Below are 23549 nucleotides of genomic sequence, written 5' to 3' on the forward strand. Positions count from 1 at the left end.
ACGGTCGCCGGTCAGCTGCATTCCGTCGCCGGAGTCGCCGGCGAACCGGATGATCACGCGATCGAGTCGCTGAACCTGCTTGGTCACAGCTGCTCAGTCCTCCCCGACGCGCCAAGGCCGCCATGCCCGGCGCGCATTCCTCTATCCATGCCGGAGCTGTTTCCGGGCATCTGTTCCTCCAGTGATGAATGGTCGGGTCAACTCGACGTGCCGGTGGACGCCGACCGGCCTGATCGTCCGGCCGTCGTCCACCGGATGTCCGGCAGCAGGGCCTTCGGCGAGCGACCCTTGATGGCGCCCCACCACACGCCGTATCCGTAGGCGGCGTCGTCGAGACGGCGCGCGATCGCGAAACGGAACGGGTCGAGACGCGGTCGCGTGCGGCGATAGTCCCCCACCGTGTCCAGCACGGCCGCGGCGGCCACCGCCCGCCGCATCCTCCGGGAGAAGACGCATCCGACGGCGGCGAGGGGCCACCAGTGGCGGAGCAGCAGGCCCGTCGTCTGCCAGACGGCTGCGGCGGATCCGCTCGCCGTCAGGGACAAGGCGAACCGCACCGGGTGGTCGCTCCCCTCGACCTTCGCCGAGATGCGCGCCGCGGCCGCCGCGAAGATCACCGCGGCGACCGGCAGGGACCAGCGGCGCTGCGCGAGCAGCGCGAGAGCGAATCCGGCACTCCACGGGGCCAGCACGGCGGGCGCCACATCGCTGCCGTGCCGCTGGGCCAGCAGGTGCGCGCCCGTGCCGTAGAACGCCTTGCGCCCGAGCCAGTCGGAGACGGCCGTCCGGTGCTCGTGTCGCACGGTCGCACCGGGCTCGTAGCGGACCCGCCAGCCCCGCTCCGCGAGCCGCCACACCAGATCGACGTCCTCGCCGACGCGCATGTCGGCGCTGAAGCCGTCTTCGAGAGCGTCGACGCGGGCGACCAGGCAGGCGCTGGGGACCCAGGAGACGGGCGCGCGGGGCCGTACGGTCCCCGGGTCCGGCCCGAGGGCGAGAGAGGAACGGGCCTCCTCGTAGCGGCCGACCCAGCCTTCCGGCCGTCGAGCCACACGATCGTCAGGCAGGGCCAGCACGAGAGGGGCGGCCATCGCCACCCGGGAGTCGTTGAAGTGCCTGAGCAGGATCGACACCGTGTCCGGTTCGAGGACGATGTCGGAGTCCGTGAAGGCGACGAACGGGGTCGTGACCCGCCTGAGGCCCTCGTTGCGTGCGGCGGCGGGCCCGACGTTGACCGGCAGGGCGACGAGTTCGGCACGGTGGGCGGCGGCCACCTCGGCGACGGCCGCCCGATCGTGCGAGCAGTCGTCGACGACGATCACACGGTTGCGGTCGCCGATGCTGGTCAGCAGCCGATCCAGTGCGGCGGGGCGGTCGCGGACCGGTACGACGAACGTCACCTGGGACGCGTCGAGGCCGGGGAGCTCGGCCACGACGGGGTCGGCCATCCCGGTCTCCAGCAGCCGGTCGGCGAGCACGGCCGAGATGCGGTCGCGGACTCTGATCGTCCGGTCGGCGAGAAGTCTCCTGGCCGTCGGCGACAGGGTGACCATGCGAGTGGGGGCGCCGCCCACGAGCGTCCGCCCGCCGTCGCGGACGCGGACGTTGCGGTTCAGCCGGACGACGAAACCCTCGGGCAGGGGTGTGGTCACGGGGTGAATCCTCCGTCCGCCGAGATCACCGATCCGTTCACCACGCCGCCCTCACGGGAGCAGCAGAACGCGATGGCCTCGGCGATCTCGGTGGGGTCGATCAGTCGGCGGATGAGTTGGGAGGCGGCGAAGCCGTCGACACCGTCCAGGTCGTACAGGTCGGCGGTGGCGGCGAGCATGGGCGTGCGGGTCGAGCCGGGAGAGACGGCGGCCGCGGTCACACCGGTCCCCACCAGGTCGGCCGCCAGGCCGCGGACCAGCCCGGCCACCGCGTGTTTCGCGGCGTTGTAGGCGGACAGGTGGAACAGTCCGTGCGAGGCGGCGGCCGAAGCGACGGCGACGAACCGGCATCCCCTCGGATCGGGGCCGGCCAGCATGTGCGGGACGCACACCGCGGCGGTGTTCCACACGCCCATCACGTCGACCTCCCACAGGGACCGCAGGTGCGAGGGCGGGGTCCGCCACAACGGCAGGCCGCCGGCGATGACCGCCGCCGCGGCCACGGCGGCGTCCAGCCGGCCGAAGCGGTCGACGGCAAGCGAGGCCGCCGCCGCAAGCGCGTCTCGGTCGCGCACGTCCGCGACGTACGACAGGACCCGGCCGGGGTGCGCGTCCGCCAGCGCCATCAGGTCGTCGGCGGTGGCGAGCGGGTAGGCGACGCCCTCGGGACGCCCCGGCCCCTCCCCCGCGCACGAGTCGACCGCCACCACCCGGTACTCCCGGGAGGCAAGGGCGCTGACGGTGGCCGCGCCGATGCCCCGAGCCGCCCCGGTCACCAGCGCGACCCGCTCCGCCGGCGTCTCCCGGGCCGAAGTCGCTCCGATCGGTCCGCTCACCTGTGCCCCGCTCACTTGAGGTCCACTCACTTGGGTCGCTCACTTGAGGCCCGACGCCGCCGGGTCCGATGACAGGAGGCAACCGTGCCGGTCCACCTGCCCGTGCTCGACGCGGGCGACCACATCGCCGATCATCCGGGTCAGGATCCGCCGCCCCTCCCCGGCGGTGGCCGTGGTCGGATCGCCGAGCACGCCACAGGGCGACACACCGGCCACGCCCTCCGCCACGAGCCGGGGCATCAGGTCGGTGAGCGGGGTGCAGTTCCCCGCCTCGGCCTGGCCCATGCGCACCAGGCGCGGCGCCAGGTGCAGCATCAGGGACGTTTCGGCATGCCCCGCGTGCGCGTCCATCTCCTCGACCGCGCAGGGCACCCAGGCCGCGTCATGCCGTTCGTACCGCAGCTGCGAGATCGCGGCGGCGACCGTCGGCAGGTTGCCGCCGTGGCCGTTGACGAAGACGACGCGTCCGGCCCAGAGCGACAGGGACCGCACCAGCTCGACCAGCAGCGACCGCAGCGCCTCGTGCCCGATCGACGCGGTGCCGGAAAAGCCCTGGTGCTCGCCACTGGCGCCGTAGGCGACCGCGGGCGCCACCAGGAGCGCCCGGTCCGGCCGGGCGACGCGGAGACCGGCTGCCGCCCCCTCGGCCACCGCCATGGCGATGGTGGTGTCGGTGTGCAGCGGCAGGTGCGGGCCGTGCTGCTCGGTGGACCCCAGCGGCACCAACACCATCGGCGACGGCGGCAGCGCCGGCCACGGCAGGTCCGCCAGGTCGCGGCTCGTCATCGGTTCCACGGCGCTAGGAGTCTGCGCCGAACGCCCGGGTGAATCCGGGCGGGATCACCACGTCGCCGGGCGTCAGATCGTGGATCGACGCGCGGCCGAGCCCCAGCAGGGCCGAGTCGATCCCGCCGCGCACGATGTCGAGCACGTTCTCCACCCCGGCCTGGCCGTTCGCCGCCAGGCCCCACAGGTAGGCGCGCCCGATCATCACCGCCCTGGCGCCGAGCGCGAGCGCCTTGACCACGTCGCCGCCACGCCGTACACCGCCGTCCAGCAGCACTTCGACCTGGTCGCCGACCGCCTGCGCGATGCCCGGCAGCACCCGGATCGACGCAGGGGTGCCGTCCAGGTTGTTTCCACCGTGGTTGGACACCGAGATCGCCGTGACCCCCGCGTCGACAGCGCGCTTGGCGTCGTCGAGCCGGCAGATGCCCTTGAGCATGAACGGCCCGTCCCACTGCTCGCGCATCCATCGCACGTCCTCCCATGTGGCAGGCGGCGTGCCCATCCATTCGCCGTACGCGCCGAAGAACGTCGGGGCCGGCTGCCCGGCGTCGGCGAGGTTGGGGGTGGTCAGGTCCGGCAGCCGGCGCGTCCTGGCGTAGTCGAACAGCCACCCCGGACGGCTCAGCCCTTGCGGGGCGAACCGGACCATCGCCTTGAGGTTCAGCCGTTCGGGGATCCACGGGCTGCCCCAGTCCCGGCCGTTGGAGAACGACCAGTCGAGCGTGGCGATCAGGCCCTTGGCCCCGGCCGCGCGGGCCCGCTCCATCCGCCGCACCATGGAATCGCGGTCGCCCATCCAGTACATCTGGAAGAAGGTCCGCGGGTTGGCCGCGACGACCTCCTCCACCGGCTTGCTGGCGAACGAGCTCAGCCCCATGGCCGTCCCCCGTGCCGCGGCCGCGCGGGCGACCGCCACCTCCCCATCGGGATGCACCGCCTGCACCCCGGTCGGGGAGATGAGCACGGGCAGCGCGATCTCCTGGCCCATCACCGTCGTGGTCAGATCCCGCTTGGCGGGCAGGTCCGCCACATGCGGCGCGAAGCCGAGCTCGGCGAACGCGGCCGCGTTGTCGTCGTAGGTGACGCCCTTCTCCGACCCGGCCAGCAGCGCGCTGTACACCGACCTCGGCAGCCGCTTCCGAGCCCGGCGCTGCGCCTCGGCCACTGTCTCGAACCATGAGTTTCCGAACACGACAACCTCTCTCTACTGCGCGCCCGTGGAGGAACCCGCGGGTACGGTCAACCCGGCCAGCGGGCTTTCTGCGCAGGCGCGCACCGGCGGAGCGGCAGGGGCCGGCCCGGACCCGATCTGCAGCAGAACCGGCTCGGCCCGTCCCGGGCGGACGGGCTGCCGCGGAACAGTGCGATGGGAATGGTCCTGACCGGGCTTGGGCGCCATGCGTCCGGCGGCCGCGAGCGCCTGCTCGGCGTGGCCCTGCACGCACTCCGGATCGGGGCCGTCCAGCGGCAGGCCCGTGAAGAACTTCGCCGCCATGCATCCGCCACGGCAGGAGTCGAAGAAGTGGCAGCTCGTGCAGGCGCCGGAGGTCTGCGGGGACCGCAGCCCCCCGAACAGCTCCGAGGTGCGCCAGACCCCGGCGAACCCGCCGTCATTCAGCACGTTGCCGGCGTGGAACGTGTCGTGGATCGCGAACGGGCACGCGTAGACGTCCCCGACCGGGTCGATCAGGCAGACCACCCGGCCCGCCCCACACAGGTTCAGCCCCGGCAACGTCTCGCCGTATCCGGCGAGGTGGAAGAACGAGTCGCCGGTGAGGACGTTCTCCCCTGCCCGCAGCAACCACTCGTACAGCTCACGCTGCTGTGCGGCCGTGGGGTGCAGCTCATCCCACACGTCCGCGCCGCGGCCGGACGGGCGCAGCCGGGTCAGCCGCAACGTCGCCCCGCGCGCGTCGGCGATCGCCTTGAACTCGTCGAGCTGGCCCACGTTCTCGCGGGTCACCACCACCGACACCTTCGCGTCGGCGAACCCGGCCTCGGCCAGGTTGTCCAGCGCCCGCATCGCCGTCGCGTACGACCCGCGGCCGCGCACCCGGTCGTTGACCTCGGCGGTGGCGCCGTCGAGCGAGACCTGCACGTCGACGTAGTCGGTGGACGCCAGGAACCGCGCACGCTCGGGGGTGATGCGCACTCCGTTGGTGGAGAACTTCACCCCGACCTGATTGGCCACGGCGTACTCCAGCAGGTGCCAGAAGTCCGGCCGGACCGTCGGCTCGCCACCGCCGATGTTGACGTAGAAGACCTGCATGGCCCGCAGCTCGTCGATCACCGCCTCGCACTGTGCGGTGGTCAGCTCCCGGGGATCGCGCCGGCCTGAGGACGACAGGCAGTGCACGCACGACAGGTTGCACGCGTACGTCAGCTCCCAGGTCAGGCAGATCGGCGCGGCCAGGCCGTACTCGAACCGCTCGACGAGCGACCCGGTCGCCGACCCGGCCCGTCCGGCGGGCGAGACGGTCCGGAGGGCGGCGGCCGGTTCCAGGGGGGCGGCCGCCGTCTCGCGGGCCGTACGCGGACGGATCATGTCGGCGGACGCCAGGCCGCGCAGCGCCTCGGCGTACGCCGGCCACTGGTCGGCGGGCACCTCGGCACCGCGCAACGCGCCTCGCGCGTCCGCGTGGGAGCCGAGGCCGCGCACGACCGCGACCAGCTCCCGGCGCTTGAGGAAGGTCAGCCGCCGGTTGCCGAAGTGGTACGCCAGCGCACCGAACGGCTCCGGCCGCAACGCCACACTGGGAGACAGCTCCCATGCCTCGTCGAGCGGGTTCGTCATCACTTGATCCGACCGCCGATCAGTAGACGCCGCACATGCCGTCGATCGACACCTCTTCGATCAGCGTCTCCGCCGTCACCTCCTCGGGGGCGATCTCGTTCGCGTGCGGCGTGGCCGGGATGGTGCTGTCTCGCATGACGACTCCTCGACTGATGCCGTATTAACGGCACCGAATGCAGAAACTTTTAAACATTTAAGGGCATCGAGTGCCAAAAGGGAAGCCCCGACGGCTGATAGCTTTACGTTCCTGTGACCAGCCCATCCGCACACCAGCGGGGTCGCCCCCCGACAACCGACCACTCCGCGATCGAACAGGCGGCGTTCCGCCTCTTCGGCGAGCGCGGGTTCGAGGAGACCACGGTCGACGCCATCGCCGAGGCGGCCGGCATCGGCAGGCGGACGCTGTTCCGCTACTACCCCTCCAAGAACGACATCCCCTGGGGGCGGTTCGAGGCCGGCCTGGTCCGCCTGCATGCCCATCTGGCGGCCTCCCCGCCCGACGTCCCGCTGTACGAGGCGGTGCACCGGGCCATCCTCGATTTCAACCACCTGGACGAAGCCGCGATCCCGCAACATCGCCAGCGGATGCGGCTGCTGCTCACCACTCCGGCGTTGCAGGCCCACTCGGCGCTCAAGTACGCCGCATGGCGGAACGTCATCACCGAGTACGTCGCCGGGAGATGCGGAACGACCGCCGACGCCCTGCTGCCGCGCACCATCGGGCATGTGAGCCTGGCACTGGCGCTCTCGGCGTACGAGCAGTGGCTGGAGGACGAGGACAGCTCACTCCCCCGGCTCCTCGACTCCTCGCTGGGCGGCCTCCGCAGCTACCTGACCCGCCCGTAGCGCTCCGGCCGGCGATCAGGCGATGTGGTCGATCAAACCCCAGGCCAGGGCGGTCTCCGCGTCGACCGGCAGACCGGACAGGGCCAGGTCGAGGGCCCGCCAGCGGCCGATGCGCCGGGGGATGCCGACCGTGCCGCCCGCGCCGGGGATCAGCCCCATCCCCACCTCGGGCAGCCGGAACGTGGTCCGGCGGTCCGCCACGACGGTCCCGGCGAAGGCGGGCAGCTCGATCCCCGCGCCGACACAGCTCCCGTGCACCCGCACCTCGATCCGCGGCGCGAGTTCGTGCATGAGCCGGCCGGCGCCCGCCCGGGTGCGTATCAGGTGAGCGGTGGCGAGGTCGGGGGCGGTGCCGAACTCGTCGAGGTCTCCGCCCGAGCAGAAGGACGGCCCGGCCCCGTCAAGCACCACCCGGACGACCGTGTCGTCGAACACGGCGATGCGCAGGGCGTCGACCAGGGCGTCGCGCACTTCCTTGCCGTAGGCGTTGCGCCGCTCCGGCCGGTTCAGCGTGATCAGCAGCCGGTCGCCGTCCCGGTCCACCAGCACCGGATCGTGGACGACCGGCGGGACGTCGCGACGACGGCGGCCATCGAGCCAGCGGCGGAACTCCGGCCCGCCGAGCAGCGTCGAGTAGGCGAACGACTCCACATCCAGCGCGCGGCCGACCGTGAGCGTCGCTCCCGCCCTGAGCACCTGCCCGAGGACCGTCGACGCGTGCGGATTGCGTGTCGCCGCCGCGGAGAGGACGAACAGCCGCTCCTCCGGATCGCGAACCGTGACGCACTCCCGCACGGCCCCATCGGCTGCCCCGGCGAGGGTGACATCCAGCGCGCCAAGGAGTGCGGCTGTCCGCGCGGGCGGCGGCCCCGCGGCGATGCCGACCAGGAGCCGATCCCGGACCGCGGCCCGCGCCACGGCCCGGTCCAGGGTCACGGCGTCCGCCGCACCGTCCAGCCGTACGGCCATGAGCGGATCGGAGATCCGGCCCTCCGCGTCGAGCAGCGGCCCGTCGGCGGCGCCGTCCGCGAGGTCGGCGACGGACAGGATCGGCAGGTCACTCATCGGCGCCCACCGTCGGGCGGGTCATCATGCTCACCTCTCCCGTGCCCAGCGGACCCGCGTCTCCCCGGGGAGGAACCTGTCCGGGACCGGGTCTGTCTCGGCACCGGCCTGTCTCAGCACCGGCGGAGTCGGACACGTCCGGAAGTGTATCTTCGGGGCGTGCCGACAGACGCCCATAATGTCCGCAATGACCGACATGTCAATGCCGACCGGGTCGGCGACGATCCGGTGGCCGACTGGGCGAGCAGCGGGCTTGTCGCGCTCACCGGCAGAGCGGACGGGCCGCCGCTGGTACCGCCGGGCCGGGCCGCGAGCGTGGCCCGCGCGTTGTCGGACCGGTTCGCCGAGCTCACATCGGGGTCACCGGACAGTACGACCGCCCGTACGGCTCGGGTGGACGGGGCGGTCCTGGACGGGGCGGTCCGGCTGGACGGGGCGGCCCTGCTCGCCGAGCGGGCGGCGTTCACCGGCCACCGGCGTCGCGGCACGGTGTCGGCGGGCGGCGCCTGCCGGCTCCTGCCCACCGCGGACGGCTGGGCGGCGGTCTCCTGCGCCCGCCCCGACGATCCCGCACTGCTGGGCGCCCTGACCTGCTCCGATGTAGGAGAAGACCCGTGGCCCGCGGTCACCGGCTGGCTGCGCGAGCACACGGGCGCCGAGCTCGCCGAGCGGGCCGGACTGCTCGGCGTCGCGGCCGGACCGGTCCGGCCGCCGACCAGTCCGCCGACCAGTCCGCCGACGCTGCCGCGGCCGTTGCGGCCCCGTCCGCTCGCCGGGCTTCTGGTGGTCGACTTCAGCGCGCTGTGGGCCGGGCCGCTCTGCGCCCACCTGCTCGGCCTCGCCGGCGCGCGGATCGTCAAGGTGGAGACTCCCCAGCGGCCGGACGGCGCGCGTCGCGGGAACGCCGAGTTCTACCGGCTGCTGCACGCGGGCCATCACTCGGTCGTCCTCGATCCGGCCACCCCACGCGGACGACACGCGCTGGCCGACCTGGTCGACGCGGCCGACATCGTCATCGAGGCTTCCCGGCCCCGTGCGCTCGCGGGCTTCGGGCTCGACGCCGAGGCCGCGGTGGCGGCCGGAACCACCTGGGTGTCGATCACGGCGTACGGCCGGGCGTACGGCCGGATCGGCTTCGGCGACGACGTCGCCGCCGCGAGCGGCCTCGTCGCACGGGACACCGACGGCACTCCGGTGTTCTGTGGTGACGCGATCGCCGATCCGCTCACCGGGCTGACCGCCGCCGTCCTCGCCGCGACCGCGCCCGCCGACGGCGCGGGTGTGCTCTGGGACATCGCCATGTCGGATGTCGTCGCCGCGACCCTGACGCCCCGCGACCCGACCCTGACGCCCCGCGATCCGACCCCGGCCCCCGGCGGCACGGCGCCGCGCTCCCCCGCCCCGCGCCGGCGGAACGGCGAATGGGTGGTGGACACCTCGTCCGGCCGGGTTCCGGTCGCCGCGCCCCGGCGGCGGCGGGCCCGTGGACGGGCGCCGGACAGCGGGGAGCACACAGTCGAGGTGCTGCGAGAACTCGGAATCCCGGTGCCATGACCTCCGCCGCCGACGGGAGCGGGGTGAGAGGTGTGCTGCTGCGCGACGCGGAGCTCGACGGCCGCACCCGCGTCGATGTACGCGTCCACGACGGCCTGGTCACGGAGATCGGCTCCGGCCTCACCCGGCGCCCCGGGGAGGTCGAGCACGACTGCCGGGGCGGGGCGCTGCTGCCCGGGCTCTGCGACCACCATCTCCACCTGAACGCCCTGGCCGCGCTGGACCGCTCCGTACGCTGTGGACCGCCGGAGGTGACCGATCGCGACGGCCTCGCCGCGGCGCTCACAGCGGCCCGCCCTGACGGAAACGGCTGGATCCGCGGCGTCGGGTACGTCGAGACCGTCGCCGGGGATCTCGACGCCGCCGCCCTCGATCACCTGCATCCGCACCGGCCGGTGCGGATCCAGCACCGCAGCGGCGCCCTCTGGATGCTCAACACCGCCGCCCTGGCGGCGGCCGGCATCGGTCCCGGGGATCGCCCCGGGATCGAGCGGGACCACGACGGCGCCGCGACCGGGCGGCTTTGGCGGGCCGACGACTGGCTGCGCGAACGGCTGCCGCCCGCCGGACCACCGGATCTCGCCTCGGTGGGCGCCGCCCTCACCCGTCTCGGCATCACCGCGGTCACCGACGCCACCCCCGACCTCGACGCCGACGCGGTCGCGGCGATCACCGCGGCCATGCGCGGGGGCGCGCTTCCCCAGCGGGTGCACCTGCTCGGCGCGCCGCTGGCGCCCCCTTCCAGCGGCCCGGCCCCCGATGACGGAGAAGGCCGCCTGCCCACGGCCGGGCCGCACAAGATCGTGATAGCCGACTCGGGGCTGCCCTCCCTCGATGATCTCACCGAGCGAATCCGCGCCGCGCACGCGGCCGGGCGCGCGATCGCCGCGCACTGTGTCACCCGCGAGGCGCTGGTCATCCTGCTCGCCGCCCTCGGCGAGGCGGGCGTACGGCCCGGCGACCGCGTCGAGCACGCCGCGCTCGTCCCGCCCGAACTCGTCCCCGAACTGGCCCGCCGAGGCCTGCGCGTGGTGACCCAGCCCGGGTTCCTCGCCCACCGGGGCGACGACTACCTGCGCGACCTCCCCGCATACGACCACGTCGACCTCTACCGCTGCGCGTCCCTCGTCCGGGCCGGGGTCCCGCTGGCCCTGTCGAGCGACGCGCCGTACGGCCCTCTCGACCCCTGGACGGTGATCGGCGCCGCAGTGCGACGCCGCACCCCGGCCGGGCGGGTGGCGGGCCCGGCGGAACGCCTCACACCAGCCCGCGCCCTCGACGCCTACCTCGCCCCGCCCGACGATCCGGGCGGACCCGCTCGGCGGGTACGGCCGGGCCTGCCCGCCGACCTCGTGCTGTTGCGTGTACCCCTGGCGGCAGCGCTCAACGAACTCGCGTCCGGGCTCGTCCGCTCCGTGCTCATCGACGGCCGTTTCGCGGTCCGATGAGACGTCGCGGGGACGAACCTGATGTAGATACTTGTGAATCTATCAAATAATGGTGATAGAGTTGGTCCAGCTCAACCCGGCTGTCGCGGATGGCACGCGGATCCGTGGACACCGTCCGGAACGCATTGAACGTCGACTGTCTGGAGGCCGAGGATGGTCGCTGTCCCGAGAGCTCTTCCAGGCGGGCTGACGCCGCCCGCACTCGCGGATCCGCGTGTGGGGGGCGGCGCTAAAGTAGCTGGTGCCCCGATCACTTCGGCGCCGACCCCGCCGGCCGAGACGTGCCCGCCGCACCGTAGCCGCAGTACCGGGGCCATCGCACCCGGCGCCTGACGGAGGAGATATCGATGAGCTCGAGCTCGGACGATGCGGTTCTGCTGGACAAGCCCGCGCCCGGCGTCCGGCTGATCACTCTCAATCGGCCGCAGGTGCGCAACGCGATGACCACCGAGGTCACCGCCGCGTGGGCGGCGGCGATGACCGAGCTCGCCGGGGATCCGGACGTCCGCGTGCTCGTGGTCACCGGCGCCGGGAGCTCGTTCTGTTCCGGCGCCGACCTGTCCTGGCTGGATCAGGGATCGTCCCAGGACAACACGCCGGACAAGATGCGTGACCGGATGCTCCCGTTCTACCGCACCTGGCTCTCTCCTCGGGAGCTGCCCTTCCCCGTGATCGCGGCCGTCAACGGGCCGGCGATCGGGGCCGGACTCTGCGCCGCCCTCGCCTGCGACCTCCGGTACGCCGCCGCCACGGCGCGTTTCAGCGCGCCTTTCATCTACCTGGGCACACACGGCGGGATGGCCGCCACCTGGCTGCTCCCCGAGGCGATCGGGGTCCCCCGTGCCCGCGATCTTCTCTACACGGGCCGGGAACTGAGCGCGGAGGAAGCCCTCGAATGGGGGCTCGTCTCGGCGGTGGTGGACGACGTCCTCGACCACTCCATCAAGATGGCGCAGCACATCGCCACCGCCGCACCGATCGCCACCCGCCTCACCAAGGCCGGACTCGAACAGTCGGCCAACGGACTGGCCGCCTCGCTCCAGTGGGAGGCGTTGGCGCAGCCGGTCACTCTGGCCACCTCCGACGTCCACGAGGGGATCCAGGCGAAGCGGGAACGGCGCCCCCCCACGTTCACCGGTAGGTGATCACTACGGTGAGCTCAGGAACCGAAGTCCTCAAAGCCCTCGCCGACCCCGTCAGGTGGCAGATCGTCTGCCAGATGGCCATGGTGGACGAGCTCGCCCGCAACACCCTCGAAGACACGCTGCCCGTCTCCAAGCCCACGATCTCCTACCACACCAAGCTTCTGATCCAGGCGGGCCTGGTGGACGTCCGCAAGGAAGGGCGCAACTCCTACTACACCTTGCGCCGCCGGGTGCTGCGGGACCTCATGGACGAACTCCGGACGCTGGCGCCCGGGCCGCGCCCGGTCCAGCATGCCCCGGCGCGCGTCGACGCAGCGGGGCGGGAACTCGTCCTGCTGACCTGGTGATCCATCCCATAGATCTTCTCGGGGCCGGCGCGGCGGCCCCGGCTGCCGGTGCGCCGGACGACGACGCACATCACGTGAGGAGCCTCCTCGTGGACAACCGCACCCTGCACCCCCGGCGGGGTCCGCACAATCCGCTGCGGACTCCCTCGACCCGCCTGCCCGGCTCGGTCCGCCGTACCGCCACGCTCGACACCCTCCGGCCCGAGGGGCTGACCGGTCCGCTGCACCTGCGCGGCGCCGCCCGCGACCTCGTGACGGACGCCGACGGGAACGGCACGGTGAGCGGGCGTGCGGCGCTCACCGCCGAGGTCGACTTCATGGGAGGACGCACGATGACCGCGCTGCGCTCCGACCCGGACGAATCCCGGCTGCGAGGACTTGTGGGCACCCAGACGTGGCGCGGTTTCAGGTCGACACTCGCCGATGTCGTTCCCGATCATGTGCGGTCCGCGTCGCTGCTCCACCTGATGCTCGACGACGTCCCTGTGGCCGCGCTCGTCTCCGGGCACGCCATGATCTCCGCCGGTGTCCGTCCGAGTCCTGCCGGGCACCGCTACCGGCCCACCTCGGATCTCTGCTCGGGCTGGCGGACCGGCGGGACCATCATGGTCGAGATCGATCGCTCCGGTTTCCCGCCGAACGTCGTCGGACCGCAGGCACCGAGCCTGCTGAGCGCGTCGGACGCGCTCGCCTGGCACGACCTTCCCGGGCTGCCGCCGCATTCGATGCGCCGGTCGCGCTGCCTCGATCTGCAGCGCGACGGGTCGGATCTGCTGCTGGAGAGCCACTTCAGGGACAGTCACGTCGACGCGGACGGCTTCGAGGAGGTCGTGCATGAGTACCGGGTCTCCGTGTGGGTGGACTCCGTGACGCTGACCGTACTGGAGGTCGCCACGACGGCACACGTACTGCCCTTCGTGGAATGCCCCCCTGCGACCGGCAGCGGTGACCGGCTGGTCGGCGTGCCCGTCGCGGAGCTCCGCGCCCACGTACGGCAGAACCTTAAGGGGATCGGCACCTGCACCCACCTCAACGACCAGTACCGGTCGCTGGCGGACCTTCCTGCCCTGCTCTCCCAACTGCCGGAGTGACCGGTTCGAAGGCGTGACGCGGTTCGAAGGAATGACGCCGACGCCCCGGGGACGCCCGACCATCGGGTGCGTCACCGGGGCGGTGGGCGGAAGAGCCCCGGCCCGGTCGGCCGAGCCGGGGGCATGAGGCGTGTACGCCGGATCCGGTCCGGGCTCAGATCATCCTCGCGGCCGGGCACCCGGCCGCCAGAAGACGGCCAGCAGGAGCAGGCCTCCGCCTCCGCCGGCGACCGCCGCCACGGCCAGGCCGAGCGGACCGTCCAGGCCGAGTCCCACGAGGTGGTCCACGGACCAGCGGCCCGGGCCGAGTGCCGCGAGGCCGCACGCGGCCAGGATGATCAACAGGACGTACTCGTACCCTTCCCCGGGCCGGAAGATGAAATATCCGTTTTTGATGTGGTTGGCTATCAAGGCCACCGTCATGGTTCCGACCACCATGGCGGCTGCCAGGGCGTTGAGCAGGCCGATGAGCAGCAGGGCGCCGGCTCCCAGCTCGGTGAGCGTCGCCAGCAGGGCGTGCAGACGTCCCGGGCGGATGCCGATGGACTCGAACCACCGAGCCGTTCCCGGGAGCCTGCCGCCCCCGAACGCGTGGTTCCAGCCATGAGCGATCATCGTGGTACCCAGGGCCACCCTCAGCACGGTCGCGGCCAGATCGATTTCAATCAACGTGACTCCCCAGTCGTGCCGCGTCCAGCCTGTGCGAGCACGGCGCCACGGTCCGCGCCGGACTCGACCAGCGAGCGGTAGCGCACGAAGAGGGCCGGAGCGCCGAATGACGCGACGCCGGTCAGCGCGCCGTCAATGAAGTAGCCGACGACGGTGCCCTTGACGGCGCCGCCCTCGATGCCCCCGCCGTGCAGGGTGACCACCTCGTCCGCCGTACTCGTCCGCCCGATCGTCTGGACCTTCAGGTCGAACTGGTCGGACCACACGTAGGGCGGCTTGGCCGCGGGGAGCCGGGTTCCCAGAATGTCGCAGGCCACCTTCGCGGCCTGGTCGATCGTCGTGGTCCAGTGCTCACTGCGACGATGGTCTCCGGCAACCGGATCCCACCAGGCCGCGGCGTCTCCCACGGCCCAGACGCCGTCCGTGCCGACGACGCGGCCGCGGTCATCGCACGCCAGTCCGTTCCGGTTCCGTAGTCCCGCTCCGTCGAGCCACGCCAGGTCCGGTGTCGCGCCGACGCTGACGAGGACGACATCGGCCGACAGCACGGCCCCGTCCTCCAACTCGACCGTGTGGTCGTCGACCAGGCGGGCGATCCGCGCCCCGCAGCGCAGGTCGGCCCCCGCCTCGGTGAACAACCGCGCCGCGAGCGCGCCGACCTGTCTCCCCAGTGCCCGCTCGCACGGTACGGGCGCCGCCTCGAGCACGGTGACCGCGATGTCCCTGCGGCGGGCGGCGCAGGCGACCTCCGCCCCGATGAAGCCGGCGCCCACGATGATCAGCGAGCGGGCGGAGTCGAGCGCCTTCCGCAGGGCCAGGGCGTCGTCGAGGGTGCGAAGCGTCACCACCCCGTCCGGCTGGCCCGGCAGCCTGCGGGGAACCACACCCGTCGCGATCACGATGGCGTCACCGGTGACGCCGCCGCCGTCGTCCAAGTCGACGGTCGTACCGCGCAGCGCGACCGCCCGGGTGCCCAGGCGCGCCGACACGTCCAGCTCGGCCAGGCCGGCACCGTCGCGCAGGATCACCCGCTCCGGCTCCCAGAGGCCGTTCAGGATCTGCTTCGACAGCGGTGGGCGGTCGTACGGCACGTGCCGCTCGGCGCCGACCAGCGTGATCGGGCCGAGGTGACCACCCGAGCGCAGCTGTTCGATCGTGCGCAGGCCGCCGAGCCCGGCGCCCACGACCACGACGTGATGGGATGCCGACATCACGTCAGTCCGACGCGGGCAGGGGCTTGGCGCTCTTCTGCACCACCTCCGTGCCGTCGACGGCCACGGAATGCTCACCACCCTGGACGCAGAGCAGCTCCACGTCGGTCCCGTCCACGGTGTAGCGCTTGCCCAGCTGGAGGCCCGAACCGTTCGGGCCCCCGACGGCCGGCACTCGCTCGCCCGGCGCGTCCGGCGACATCTCATGACCACCACAGGTGACCGAAAGGTCCTGGTCAGTGCATCGGACCACCACCAGTCCCGTGGTGTCCACAAGGCTCTTCAAGGTCTGTCCCACTCGCAGTTTCATCGCGCGCTCCTTATTTCTCCATCCGTACAGACACACAGGACGACGAGGCCCTGATCATGGAACGACGAGCCCGACGAGCTTCACGTCGAGGTACTCGTCGATGCCCTGGGCTCCGCCCTCACGGCCCACCCCGCTGATCCCCACGCCGCCGAACGGCGCCGCGGCCGCCGTGGGGTTGATGTCGTTGACCCCGACGATGCCGAACCGCAACGCCTCGGAGACGCGCACGGCACGCCCCAGGTCGTTGGTGTACACGTACGACGCGAGGCCGTACTCGGTGTCGTTGGCTTTCCGCACGGCCTCGTCCTCGTCGTCGAACGGGATGATCGCCGCCACCGGGCCGAAAGTCTCCTCGTGATAGATCCGCATGGATTCGTCGACGTCGGCCAGGACGGTGGGTGCGTAGAACCTGCCCGCGCCGAGGCCGCCCTCCGTCAGCCGCCGCCCCCCGGCCAGCAGGCGCGCGCCCTTCGCCACGGCATCCTCGACCTGTCCGGCCACCTTCTCCAGCGCCGCGTCGTCGACCAGCGGGCCGATGCTCACCCCCGGCCGGTCGCCGGGCCCGGCGACCATCCCGCCGACCCGGGCCACCAGCTCGTCGGTGAAGGCGTCGAGGACGGACCGCTGGACGAAGATGCGGTTGGGGCAGATGCAGGCCTGCCCGGTGTTGAGGAATTTCACCAGGGCGGCCCCCTTGGCCGCGTGGGCGGGATCCGCGTCGTCGAAGACCAGCATCGGCGCGTGCCCGCCCAGCTCCATCGAGACCCGCTTCATCGTCGCCGCCGCCCTGGCGGTCAGCTCCTTTCCGACCTCGGTGGAGCCGGTGAAGGTGAGCTTCCGCACAGCGGGCGAGTCGAGCAGCCGGTCCCCCACCTCCCGTGGCCGGCTGGTGGTGACGAGGTTCGCCACCCCGGGCGGCAGTCCCGCCTCCTCCAGCAGCTCGAACACGGCGACCGCGCACAGCGGCGTCTGCTCTGCCGGCTTCAGCACGATGGAGCAGCCGACGGCCACGGCAGGCGCGACCTTCCGCGTGATCATCGAGATGGGGTAGTTCCACGGAGTGATCCCCGCCACCACCCCCACCGGCTGGCGCAGCACGGACAGCCGCTGGTCCGGGCGCGCGGAGGGGATGGAGCCGCCGTAGACCCGCTTGGCCTCCTCGGCGAACCAGCTGAGGAAGTCGGCGGCGTAGCGAACCTCGTTCTTGGCGGCCTTCAGCGGCTTGCCCTGTTCGAGGGTCATGAGCCCGGCGAGGTCGTCCAGCCGCTCCATCATCAATGCGTGGGCGGCCCACAGGACTTCCGCCCGCCGGTAGGCGGTCTCCCTGCTCCAGGAAGCGAAGGCCTCCTTCGCCGCGGCGATCGCGCGGTCGGTCTCCGCGGCCCCGGCGTCCGACGCCTGGCCGATGAGCTCACCGGTGCTGGGATCGGTGACATCGAAGGTACGCCCGCCGTCGGCCGGCTGCCACTTGCCGTCGATGAACAGGGTGTCCCCGTCCCGCACACCTGCTCCATTTGACATCTACGCGTTCCTCACATCGTCAATTGCCGGGGTGCTCGAAAGCGGCACCGTCGTGTGATCAGCCATCCGACCGCAGCAGCATGACCCCGCTGGGGGTCAGGCCCCCGCTGCTCACCACGGCCACGCGGGCGCCCTCGACCTGCCGGGCCCCTCCCTCGCCGCGGAGCTGCACGACCGCCTCGTGGAGGAGGCCCATGCCATGGGTGCGTCCGTGCGACAGCTGCCCTCCGTGGGTGTTCAGCGGCAGCACGCCGTCCCTGGCGATGTTCTTCCCGCCGTCGAGGAAGTCCTTGGCCTCGCCGATCCCGCAGAAGCCCAGTGCCTCGATCCAGGACAGACAGTTGAACGTGAAGCCGTCGTAGAGCTCGGCCACGTCCACGTCGCCGGGTCGCAGCGTCGTGCGGCTCCACAGATGCGCCGCCGGTCCCAGGACCTGGGGCTCGTGCGTCGACGTGCTCTGGTCCCACTCCAGCCGCTCGATGATCTGGGTGCCGACCGCCTCCACCCGGACCGGCCGTACCCGTAGGTCGCCGGCCGTCTCCGCGGCGGAGACGACGACGGCGACCGCGGCGTCACAGGGGACGTCGCAGTCGTACAGCCCGAACGGCGTGGTGATCATCCGGGCGCTCAGGTAGTCGTCCATCGTCAGCGGCTCGCGGTAGACCGCCGTGGGGTTGAGTGCCGCGTTGGCCCGCTGGTTGAGTGCGATCCAGCCGAGCGTCTCGCGGGTGGTCCCGTAGCGGTGGAAGTGCCGCTGCGCGGTCTGCGCGAGGACGTGCGCGGCCGACGTCGCCCCGAACGGCATGCCCCATCCCATGTCGCCGGCGACCCGCCCGAATCCTCCCCCGCCCAGCAGGCCCTGGCGCAGCAGGTGGTCGTGGGTCGACTGCCAGACGGTGCGGAAGCACAGCACGTGCCGAGCCAGCCCCGCGGAGACCGCCAGCATCGCCGCGATCACCGAGCCGCCCGGACCGAACGTCTCCCCGCCGCCGTTGAACCAGGTCGGGCGGATGCGCAGCGCCGCCTCCAGCGCCGTGATCCCGCCCTCCCCCATGCCGTGCTCCAGCCCGCCTCCGGGGTACGTCGAGAGCCCGTCGATGTCGTCCATCGTCAGGCCCGCCTCTGCCACGGCCGCCTGGCACGCCTCGACGGTCAGGGAGAGCGGGTCGACCATCAGCCTGCGGCCGATCGCCGAATGGCCGATGCCGGACAGGACGACGTCGTCCTCGAACTTCCGGCCGCGCGGAGCGGGCCGCACCAGGGTGCGGACCCGCTCCGCCGGCACCTCGTCCGGCGGGAGTGAAGCCGGCCGCGCGTACTGTTCCGGTGGCTCCGGCTGCTCGGCCGCGGGCCGGAACAGGGGCAGCCAGACGTCCTCCACCTGCTCGAAGGTGACCTCCATCCGCATTCCGAGCTGGAGATCGCCCTCCTCACAGTCCACCAGGCGGGTGGTCAGCCGGACGCGCGGGTCCTCCTCGACCGCCACCTGGGCGACGATGTACGGCGAGGGCAGCCCCGGCAGGTGGAACCGATGGCTGACGGTGAACCCGAACAGGGTGGCGAAGCCGGACACCGCGCGGACCCCGAGTCGCGAGCCACGGCAGTAGGGACACACCGGCTTCGGCGGGTGGATGAGCGCCGAACAGGACTCGCACTCCTGCAACCGGAGCCGGTCATCGGCGCCGGAGGTCCAGTAGAACTTGTTCCAGGGAGTGACGAACGGCAGCGGCCGGCCCTGCGCGCTCATCGCCCGGCCTCCCGCCTCGCCAGCCGGGTGACCTGCTCGGGGTCCGGCAGGCCGCCCGGCGCCAGGCCGGACGCGCCGCCCGGTGAGCCGGCCGTGGCGAAGAAGTCGGCGTTGATCTTCGTGAAGGAACTCCACTCCTCGGGGAGGTCCTCCTCGAAGTAGATGGCCCCGACGGGGCACACCGGCTCGCACGCCCCGCAGTCGACGCATTCGTCGGGCTGGATGTACGCCATCCGCTCGCCCTGGTAGATGCAGTCGACGGGGCACTCCTCCACGCACGCGCGGTCGAGGACGTCCACGCAGGGTTCGGCCACTATGTAGGCCACCACGCACTCCTTGGTTCTCAGGACTGAAGACGCAGCGCTCGCGGTCAGTTCGCGATCAGTTCGCGATCAGTTCGCGGTCAGTCGAGGTCAGTCGAGCTCCGCCCGCGCGGCGCGGACGGTGACCGGCTCGGCGAGCCGCTGCTCGTCGCAGATGCGCTGCATCCTGTCGATCGTCTCGGCGAGGCCGGCGCCCAGCCTCCTGCCCGGGGTGAAGGTCGCGGGCAGGTTCTTCATGCCGTTGATGACGCCGGTCGTGTCATAGTGGACCGCGCCACCCGGGGTGCAGACGTAGTCCGGCATCCGGTCCAGCACCGCGGTGAGCATGATCTTGAAGATGGCCCGCGCCACGTTCGACCCGATGCAGCGGTGGATGCCCAGCCCGAAGCTGCTGTGCCGGTTGCCGGTCCGGTCCAGGTGGATGGTGTGCGGGTCGGGGAAGACCTTCTCGTCCCGGTTGGCCATCGCCCAGGACAGCCAGAGCCGCTCCCCTTCCTTGAACCGGGTGCCGTTGATCTCGCAGTCCTGGGAGATCGTGCGTCCGTCGCCCACCGCCGGGGTGTAGAAGCGCAGGAATTCCTCGGTCGCGCTGTCGAGGAGCGTCTCCCGTTCCCGGCTGAGCCGCTCACGCTGGTCGGGGTGCTCGGACAGCCACTCCAGGGAGTGCGCGGTCAGCGCGGTCGTGGTGTCGAAGCCGCCGCCGATGAGCAGCATGACGACGCCGAGGATCTCCATGTCGTCGGGCCGGTAGCCGTTGATCTCGACGGTGACCAGCTCGTTGATCAGGCCGGGGCGGGGGTTGGCCCGGATCTCGTGGATGGTCTGCATCATGTGCATGCCCATCTGCAGCGAGAGCTGCTGCACCCGGGGGTAGTCCGGCGAGTCCGGCGGGGTGTAAACGGAGGCGTGCGTGGGCTCGCAGTAGATCTCCCAGTGCTTCAGCGGCATGCCGAGCATCGCCAGGGTGAGCACCGCGGGCACGACGTTGGCGAGGTCGTCGACGAAGTCGATCCGGCCGGTCTCGATGACCTCGTCGAGGCACGCCCTGGTCAGCTCCTCGACCACCGGCTTCCACCGTGCGACCGCCGCCGGCGACAGGTACGGGTTCAGCGCCTGGCGGTAGTAGCGCTGCTCCGGCGGGTCCATCTCCAGGAAGCCGCCCCGGGTCCGCCGCTCCGGATCGCGAACGTGCGGGATGCTGATCCCGACGTACCCCCGCTTGGTGCCGCTGATGTCGTTGTCGTTGGACAGCACGTCGGCTCGCCGGGCGACGTCGAACAGCTCCTTGTTGCCGCTGGCGAACCAGTAGCCCCCGTGGGTCTCGTTCCAGGCGACCGGACACTTCGCGTGGAACTCGTCCGCCAGCTGCTCGAAATCGATGCGGTACCGGGGGGAGTGCCGGTCCAGGCTGATGGTGTCCTTCTTGCGTTCCGCGTCCGGAACGTGCGTTTCTTCAGTGCTCACGGCGTGCTTCTCCAGCCCGAGGTCGGTGGGGGGTCAGAACAGCTGGATCGCCTGCTCCGGGCAGGACCTGGCGGCTTCCTTGGCCAGGTCCTCCTTCCCGGCGGGCACGTCCTCGCTGATGGCATATGAGTGGCCGTCCTCATCCCGCAGGGCGAAGAGGTCGGGCGCGATCATCGCGCACAGTGTGTGGCCCTGGCAGATCTGCGGATCGACGCGAACCTTCACTGGAGTCTCCTGGTGGATCAGAGGTGGAAGTCGTGGAACTCGAGGTGAGGACCCCGTTGTCGGCCCTCGGCCGCAGACCCGCTCACACGGTCTCGTGGCCAGGGCGGGCCGAGGGCCGACGCGACCTTCGCGTCCGGATCAGACGTGGAAGTCGTGGAACTTGAGGTACGACCCGCCGTCGACCCGCAGCTGCAGACCGGTCACGTAACGCGACTCGTCCGAGGCGAGGTAGACCACCGCGTTGCTGATGTCGAGCGGCTCGACGAAGGGGATGGGCATCGCCTGCTGGGCCGGGAAGGCCGGGAGCGCGTCCTCACGGGTGGGGTTCTCCAGGTCCGGCCGGAACGCCCGGTACATCGGCTCGCTGTTGAGCATGTCGGTGTTGCAGTTCGTCGGGTGCACGACGTTGGCCCGGATCATCCGCGGGGCGAGGTTGCGCGCGAGCTCGTGGACGAAGTCCGACAGCGCCCGCTTGGCGTAGGAGTAGCCGGCGCCGCCGGGGTCCACTCCCGGCTGGGCGACCGAGATGCCCGTCATGAACGCCGCCGCCGATCCGGTCGCGATGATCGAGCCGCCCTCGGTGAGGTGCGGAATCGACGCGTGGATGGCGTTGATGACGCCGAGCAGGTTGGTGTCGATCACATCGGTCCACGCCTGCATCGCCGGCTCACCGCCCAGCGGCATGATGCCGGCCTGGGCGACCACCACGTCGAGCCTGCCCAGCTCGGCGATGCCCTGCTCCAGCGCGGCGGCCAGCTGCGCCCGGTCGCGCACGTCGGCCTCGACCGCCACGATCCGCCGGCCGTGCTGCTCCACCAGCCGGACGGTCTCCTTCAGGTCGTCCGAGCTGGCCAGCGAGTACTTGTTCGTCGGCAGGTCGCGGCAGATGTCGACGGCGATGATGTCGGCGCCTTCCTCGGCCAGCCGGACCGCGTGGCTGCGGCCCTGGCCGCGCGCGGCACCGGTGATGAAGGCGACCTTGCCCTCTACTCGACCCATGATGGAACCTCTTTCCTGGTTGTCGTCAGCGCCGATTCAGCCGGCGGCCGCGAGAAAAGCGATGGTCTTGACCTCGAGGAAGTCCTCCAGGCCCTCGGTCCCCCACTCGCGGCCGAGGCCGCTCTGCTTGTAGCCGCCGAACGGCGACTCGACGTCGAACCACTGGCCCCCGTTCACGCTGACCGTTCCGGTGCGGAAACGGCGGGCCATGGCCATCGCCCGGTCCTGATCGGCGCTGAAGACCGCCGTGGACAGGCCGAAGATCGTGCTGTCGGCGATCCGGACGCCGTCGGCGTCGTCGTCGTACGGCAGGACCACCAGCGCCGGCCCGAATATCTCCTCCTGCGCGACGGCGGCCTTGGGGTCCACGTCGGTGATCAGTGTGGGCTCGACGAAGTAGCCGCGCTCGAACCGGTCGGTGGGCTTGCCACCGAGCACGACGCGCCCGTCCCGCGCGGCGGACTCGTAGTAGCTCAGCACCTTGTCGCGCTGCGCGGCGTTGACGACCGGCCCCATGATGTTGGTGGGGTCGGTCGGGTCACCCCAGGAGACGTTCTTCATGGCGGCCACGGCGAGGGCGAGCGCCTCGTCCAGGCGGGGCCGCGGCACCAGCAGGCGGGTCAGCTGCGTGCACCCCTGGCCGGCGTGGAAGCACACCCCGCCGGCCAGACCCGGGACGATGGCCTCCAGGGGAGCGTCGTCGAGCAGGAGCGCCGCGGACTTTCCTCCCAGTTCGAGCGTCACCCGCTTGACCGTGTCGGCGGCCGCCGCCATGACCTTGCGCCCGGTGGCGGTGGATCCGGTGAGCGTGACGGCGTCGACGTCCTCGTGGGTGGCCAGCAGCTGGGCGACGTTGTTGTCGCTCGTGGTGACCACGTTGAGGACGCCCGGCGGGATGTCGGTGTGCTCGGCCGCGATCGCGCCCAGCGCGAGCGCGCTCCACGGGGTGTCCGGAGCCGGCTTGAGTATGACCGTGCAGCCGGCCGCCAGCGCGGCGCTCACCTTGCAGATGTTCAGGTAGAACGGGTAGTTCCACGGGGTGATGGCGGCGACCACGCCGGCGGCCTCGCGCCGGATGATCCGGTCGGTCGGCATGCCCATGATGTTCTTGGTGGGCAGCGTCCGCTCGAACTCGTAGCGCTCCAGCAGGTCGATGTAGTGGTCGATGTAGGAGATCGGCTGCTCCAGCTGGATCCCCGGCGTCAACGACACCGGGCAGCCGGTCTCGGCCACGAGCAGGGATCGCAGCGTCTCGACGTTCGCGCGCAGCGCGTCGCGCAGTTGCACGAGGCAGCGGCGCCGCAGTTCGACGTTGGTCGACCAGTCGGTGCCGTCGAAGGCCCGGCGGGCGGCGCCGATGGCGCGCTCCACATCGGCCGCGTCGGCGTCCGGCACGGCGCCGACCGCTTCCTCGGTCGCCGGGTTGATGTTGTCGAAGGTGCGACCGCGGCCGGCGGCGACGAGCTCGCCGTCTATGAGCATGCGGTCGTTCGGAATGGCCATCAGGGGGACT

The 23549-nt window shown here is 71.8% G+C and carries 23 protein-coding genes; 6 read left to right on the forward strand and 17 right to left on the reverse strand.

Going from position 1 to position 23549, the window contains the following annotated elements; genetic code table 11:
* Positions 1-197 precede the first annotated feature (197 nt).
* From mftF to mftA, 6 genes are read right to left on the reverse strand one after another with little or no spacing between them, the layout of a single operon-like run.
* Entirely contained in the window at positions 198-1652 is a 1455-nt protein-coding gene (mftF, locus tag IMZ11_RS06085) for a mycofactocin biosynthesis glycosyltransferase MftF (protein ID WP_228638322.1), read from the reverse strand.
* Positions 1649-2488: a mycofactocin-coupled SDR family oxidoreductase gene (locus tag IMZ11_RS06090; RefSeq protein ID WP_228638324.1), complete on the reverse strand. Its 840-nt coding sequence runs from the start codon at positions 2486-2488 to the stop codon at positions 1649-1651. The genes mftF and IMZ11_RS06090 overlap by 4 nt, the downstream gene beginning before the upstream one ends.
* A gap of 39 nt (positions 2489-2527) precedes the next feature.
* Entirely contained in the window at positions 2528-3274 is a 747-nt protein-coding gene (mftE, locus tag IMZ11_RS06095; protein WP_228638326.1) for a mycofactocin biosynthesis peptidyl-dipeptidase MftE, read from the reverse strand.
* 13 nt (positions 3275-3287) lie between these two features.
* Positions 3288-4469 (reverse strand): pre-mycofactocin synthase MftD, encoded by a 1182-nt coding sequence (mftD, locus tag IMZ11_RS06100; RefSeq protein ID WP_228638328.1) that lies wholly within the window; start codon positions 4467-4469, stop codon positions 3288-3290.
* A gap of 12 nt (positions 4470-4481) precedes the next feature.
* A complete protein-coding gene (gene mftC / locus IMZ11_RS06105) occupies positions 4482-6071 on the reverse strand; it encodes a mycofactocin radical SAM maturase (protein WP_228638331.1) in 1590 nt (529 codons plus the stop codon).
* A gap of 19 nt (positions 6072-6090) precedes the next feature.
* On the reverse strand, positions 6091-6207 hold the full coding sequence (gene mftA, locus IMZ11_RS06110) for a mycofactocin precursor MftA (RefSeq protein ID WP_228638333.1): 117 nt from the start codon (positions 6205-6207) through the stop codon (positions 6091-6093).
* A 113-nt stretch (positions 6208-6320) separates the two neighbouring features.
* Between mftA and mftR the strand changes: the two genes are divergently transcribed.
* Complete coding sequence (gene mftR, locus IMZ11_RS06115; RefSeq protein ID WP_228638335.1) at positions 6321-6917, forward strand: mycofactocin system transcriptional regulator; 597 nt, start codon at positions 6321-6323, stop codon at positions 6915-6917.
* A 15-nt stretch (positions 6918-6932) separates the two neighbouring features.
* Here mftR and IMZ11_RS06120 read toward each other — a convergent pair whose 3' ends face one another.
* On the reverse strand, positions 6933-7982 hold the full coding sequence (locus IMZ11_RS06120) for an enoyl-CoA hydratase/isomerase family protein (RefSeq protein WP_228638337.1): 1050 nt from the start codon (positions 7980-7982) through the stop codon (positions 6933-6935).
* A gap of 159 nt (positions 7983-8141) precedes the next feature.
* Between IMZ11_RS06120 and IMZ11_RS06125 the strand changes: the two genes are divergently transcribed.
* The 5 genes from IMZ11_RS06125 to IMZ11_RS46095 all read left to right on the forward strand — a co-directional run bounded on the left by IMZ11_RS06125 (position 8142) and on the right by IMZ11_RS46095 (position 13567).
* Positions 8142-9536 (forward strand): CoA transferase, encoded by a 1395-nt coding sequence (locus IMZ11_RS06125; protein ID WP_228638339.1) that lies wholly within the window; start codon positions 8142-8144, stop codon positions 9534-9536.
* Positions 9533-10984 (forward strand): amidohydrolase family protein, encoded by a 1452-nt coding sequence (locus IMZ11_RS06130; protein WP_228638341.1) that lies wholly within the window; start codon positions 9533-9535, stop codon positions 10982-10984. Before IMZ11_RS06125 ends, IMZ11_RS06130 begins: the two co-directional genes overlap by 4 nt.
* 347 nt (positions 10985-11331) lie before the next feature.
* A complete protein-coding gene (locus tag IMZ11_RS06135; RefSeq protein ID WP_228638343.1) occupies positions 11332-12129 on the forward strand; it encodes an enoyl-CoA hydratase/isomerase family protein in 798 nt (265 codons plus the stop codon).
* Between the two features lie 8 nt (positions 12130-12137).
* The gene (locus tag IMZ11_RS06140) at positions 12138-12476 is read left to right on the forward strand and encodes a helix-turn-helix transcriptional regulator (RefSeq protein WP_228638345.1); all 339 of its coding nucleotides are present in this window, start codon (positions 12138-12140) and stop codon (positions 12474-12476) included.
* 89 nt (positions 12477-12565) lie between these two features.
* Positions 12566-13567 carry a DUF2889 domain-containing protein gene (locus IMZ11_RS46095; RefSeq protein ID WP_228638347.1) on the forward strand — a complete coding sequence of 334 codons (1002 nt, stop codon included), beginning with the start codon at positions 12566-12568 and terminating at the stop codon, positions 13565-13567.
* A 159-nt stretch (positions 13568-13726) separates the two neighbouring features.
* On the opposite strand, the gene IMZ11_RS06150 is transcribed toward IMZ11_RS46095, so the two are convergent.
* The 10 genes from IMZ11_RS06150 to IMZ11_RS06195 form a co-directional block, all read right to left on the reverse strand.
* Positions 13727-14236, reverse strand: a complete 510-nt coding sequence (locus tag IMZ11_RS06150; protein WP_228638349.1) for a DoxX family protein — start codon at positions 14234-14236, stop codon at positions 13727-13729.
* Positions 14233-15447, reverse strand: a complete 1215-nt coding sequence (locus IMZ11_RS06155; RefSeq protein WP_228638351.1) for an NAD(P)/FAD-dependent oxidoreductase — start codon at positions 15445-15447, stop codon at positions 14233-14235. Before IMZ11_RS06155 ends, IMZ11_RS06150 begins: the two co-directional genes overlap by 4 nt.
* Positions 15448-15451: 4 nt before the next feature.
* Positions 15452-15757, reverse strand: a complete 306-nt coding sequence (locus tag IMZ11_RS06160; RefSeq protein ID WP_228638353.1) for a hypothetical protein — start codon at positions 15755-15757, stop codon at positions 15452-15454.
* A 54-nt stretch (positions 15758-15811) separates the two neighbouring features.
* Positions 15812-17278, reverse strand: coding sequence for an NAD-dependent succinate-semialdehyde dehydrogenase (locus tag IMZ11_RS06165; protein ID WP_228638355.1), 1467 nt, complete (start codon positions 17276-17278; stop codon positions 15812-15814).
* A gap of 58 nt (positions 17279-17336) precedes the next feature.
* Entirely contained in the window at positions 17337-19025 is a 1689-nt protein-coding gene (locus IMZ11_RS06170; RefSeq protein ID WP_228638357.1) for an OB-fold domain-containing protein, read from the reverse strand.
* Positions 19022-19351, reverse strand: a complete 330-nt coding sequence (gene fdxA, locus IMZ11_RS06175) for a ferredoxin (RefSeq protein WP_228638359.1) — start codon at positions 19349-19351, stop codon at positions 19022-19024. The genes IMZ11_RS06170 and fdxA overlap by 4 nt, the downstream gene beginning before the upstream one ends.
* Positions 19352-19438: 87 nt before the next feature.
* Positions 19439-20812, reverse strand: a complete 1374-nt coding sequence (locus tag IMZ11_RS46100; RefSeq protein WP_228638361.1) for a cytochrome P450 — start codon at positions 20810-20812, stop codon at positions 19439-19441.
* A gap of 33 nt (positions 20813-20845) precedes the next feature.
* Positions 20846-21037 (reverse strand): ferredoxin, encoded by a 192-nt coding sequence (locus tag IMZ11_RS06185; RefSeq protein ID WP_061252681.1) that lies wholly within the window; start codon positions 21035-21037, stop codon positions 20846-20848.
* Between the two features lie 138 nt (positions 21038-21175).
* Positions 21176-22036 carry a mycofactocin-coupled SDR family oxidoreductase gene (locus IMZ11_RS06190; protein WP_228638364.1) on the reverse strand — a complete coding sequence of 287 codons (861 nt, stop codon included), beginning with the start codon at positions 22034-22036 and terminating at the stop codon, positions 21176-21178.
* Between the two features lie 36 nt (positions 22037-22072).
* A complete protein-coding gene (locus IMZ11_RS06195) occupies positions 22073-23539 on the reverse strand; it encodes an aldehyde dehydrogenase family protein (RefSeq protein ID WP_228638366.1) in 1467 nt (488 codons plus the stop codon).
* Between the last annotated feature and the right edge of the window lie 10 nt (positions 23540-23549).

The sequence above is a fragment of the Microtetraspora sp. AC03309 genome (assembly GCF_020826795.1).
GTDB classification, from domain to species: Bacteria; Actinomycetota; Actinomycetes; order Streptosporangiales; family Streptosporangiaceae; genus Microtetraspora; species Microtetraspora glauca.

Bases quoted from the DNA above. Each gene is read 5' to 3' on its own strand.
- IMZ11_RS06155 (WP_228638351.1), bottom strand. From the start codon at position 15,447: ATGTCGGCATCCCATCACGTCGTGGTCGTGGGCGCCGGGCTCGGCGGC.
- IMZ11_RS06170 (WP_228638357.1), bottom strand. From the start codon at position 19,025: ATGAGCGCGCAGGGCCGGCCGCTGCCGTTCGTCACTCCCTGGAACAAG.
- IMZ11_RS06195 (WP_228638366.1), bottom strand. From the start codon at position 23,539: ATGGCCATTCCGAACGACCGCATGCTCATAGACGGCGAGCTCGTCGCC.
- IMZ11_RS06135 (WP_228638343.1), top strand. From the start codon at position 11,332: ATGAGCTCGAGCTCGGACGATGCGGTTCTGCTGGACAAGCCCGCGCCC.
- IMZ11_RS06160 (WP_228638353.1), bottom strand. From the start codon at position 15,757: ATGAAACTGCGAGTGGGACAGACCTTGAAGAGCCTTGTGGACACCACG.
- IMZ11_RS06165 (WP_228638355.1), bottom strand. From the start codon at position 17,278: ATGTCAAATGGAGCAGGTGTGCGGGACGGGGACACCCTGTTCATCGAC.
- IMZ11_RS06190 (WP_228638364.1), bottom strand. From the start codon at position 22,036: ATGGGTCGAGTAGAGGGCAAGGTCGCCTTCATCACCGGTGCCGCGCGC.
- mftC (WP_228638331.1), bottom strand. From the start codon at position 6,071: ATGACGAACCCGCTCGACGAGGCATGGGAGCTGTCTCCCAGTGTGGCG.
- IMZ11_RS06130 (WP_228638341.1), top strand. From the start codon at position 9,533: ATGACCTCCGCCGCCGACGGGAGCGGGGTGAGAGGTGTGCTGCTGCGC.
- IMZ11_RS06120 (WP_228638337.1), bottom strand. From the start codon at position 7,982: ATGAGTGACCTGCCGATCCTGTCCGTCGCCGACCTCGCGGACGGCGCC.
- mftE (WP_228638326.1), bottom strand. From the start codon at position 3,274: ATGACGAGCCGCGACCTGGCGGACCTGCCGTGGCCGGCGCTGCCGCCG.
- mftA (WP_228638333.1), bottom strand. From the start codon at position 6,207: ATGCGAGACAGCACCATCCCGGCCACGCCGCACGCGAACGAGATCGCC.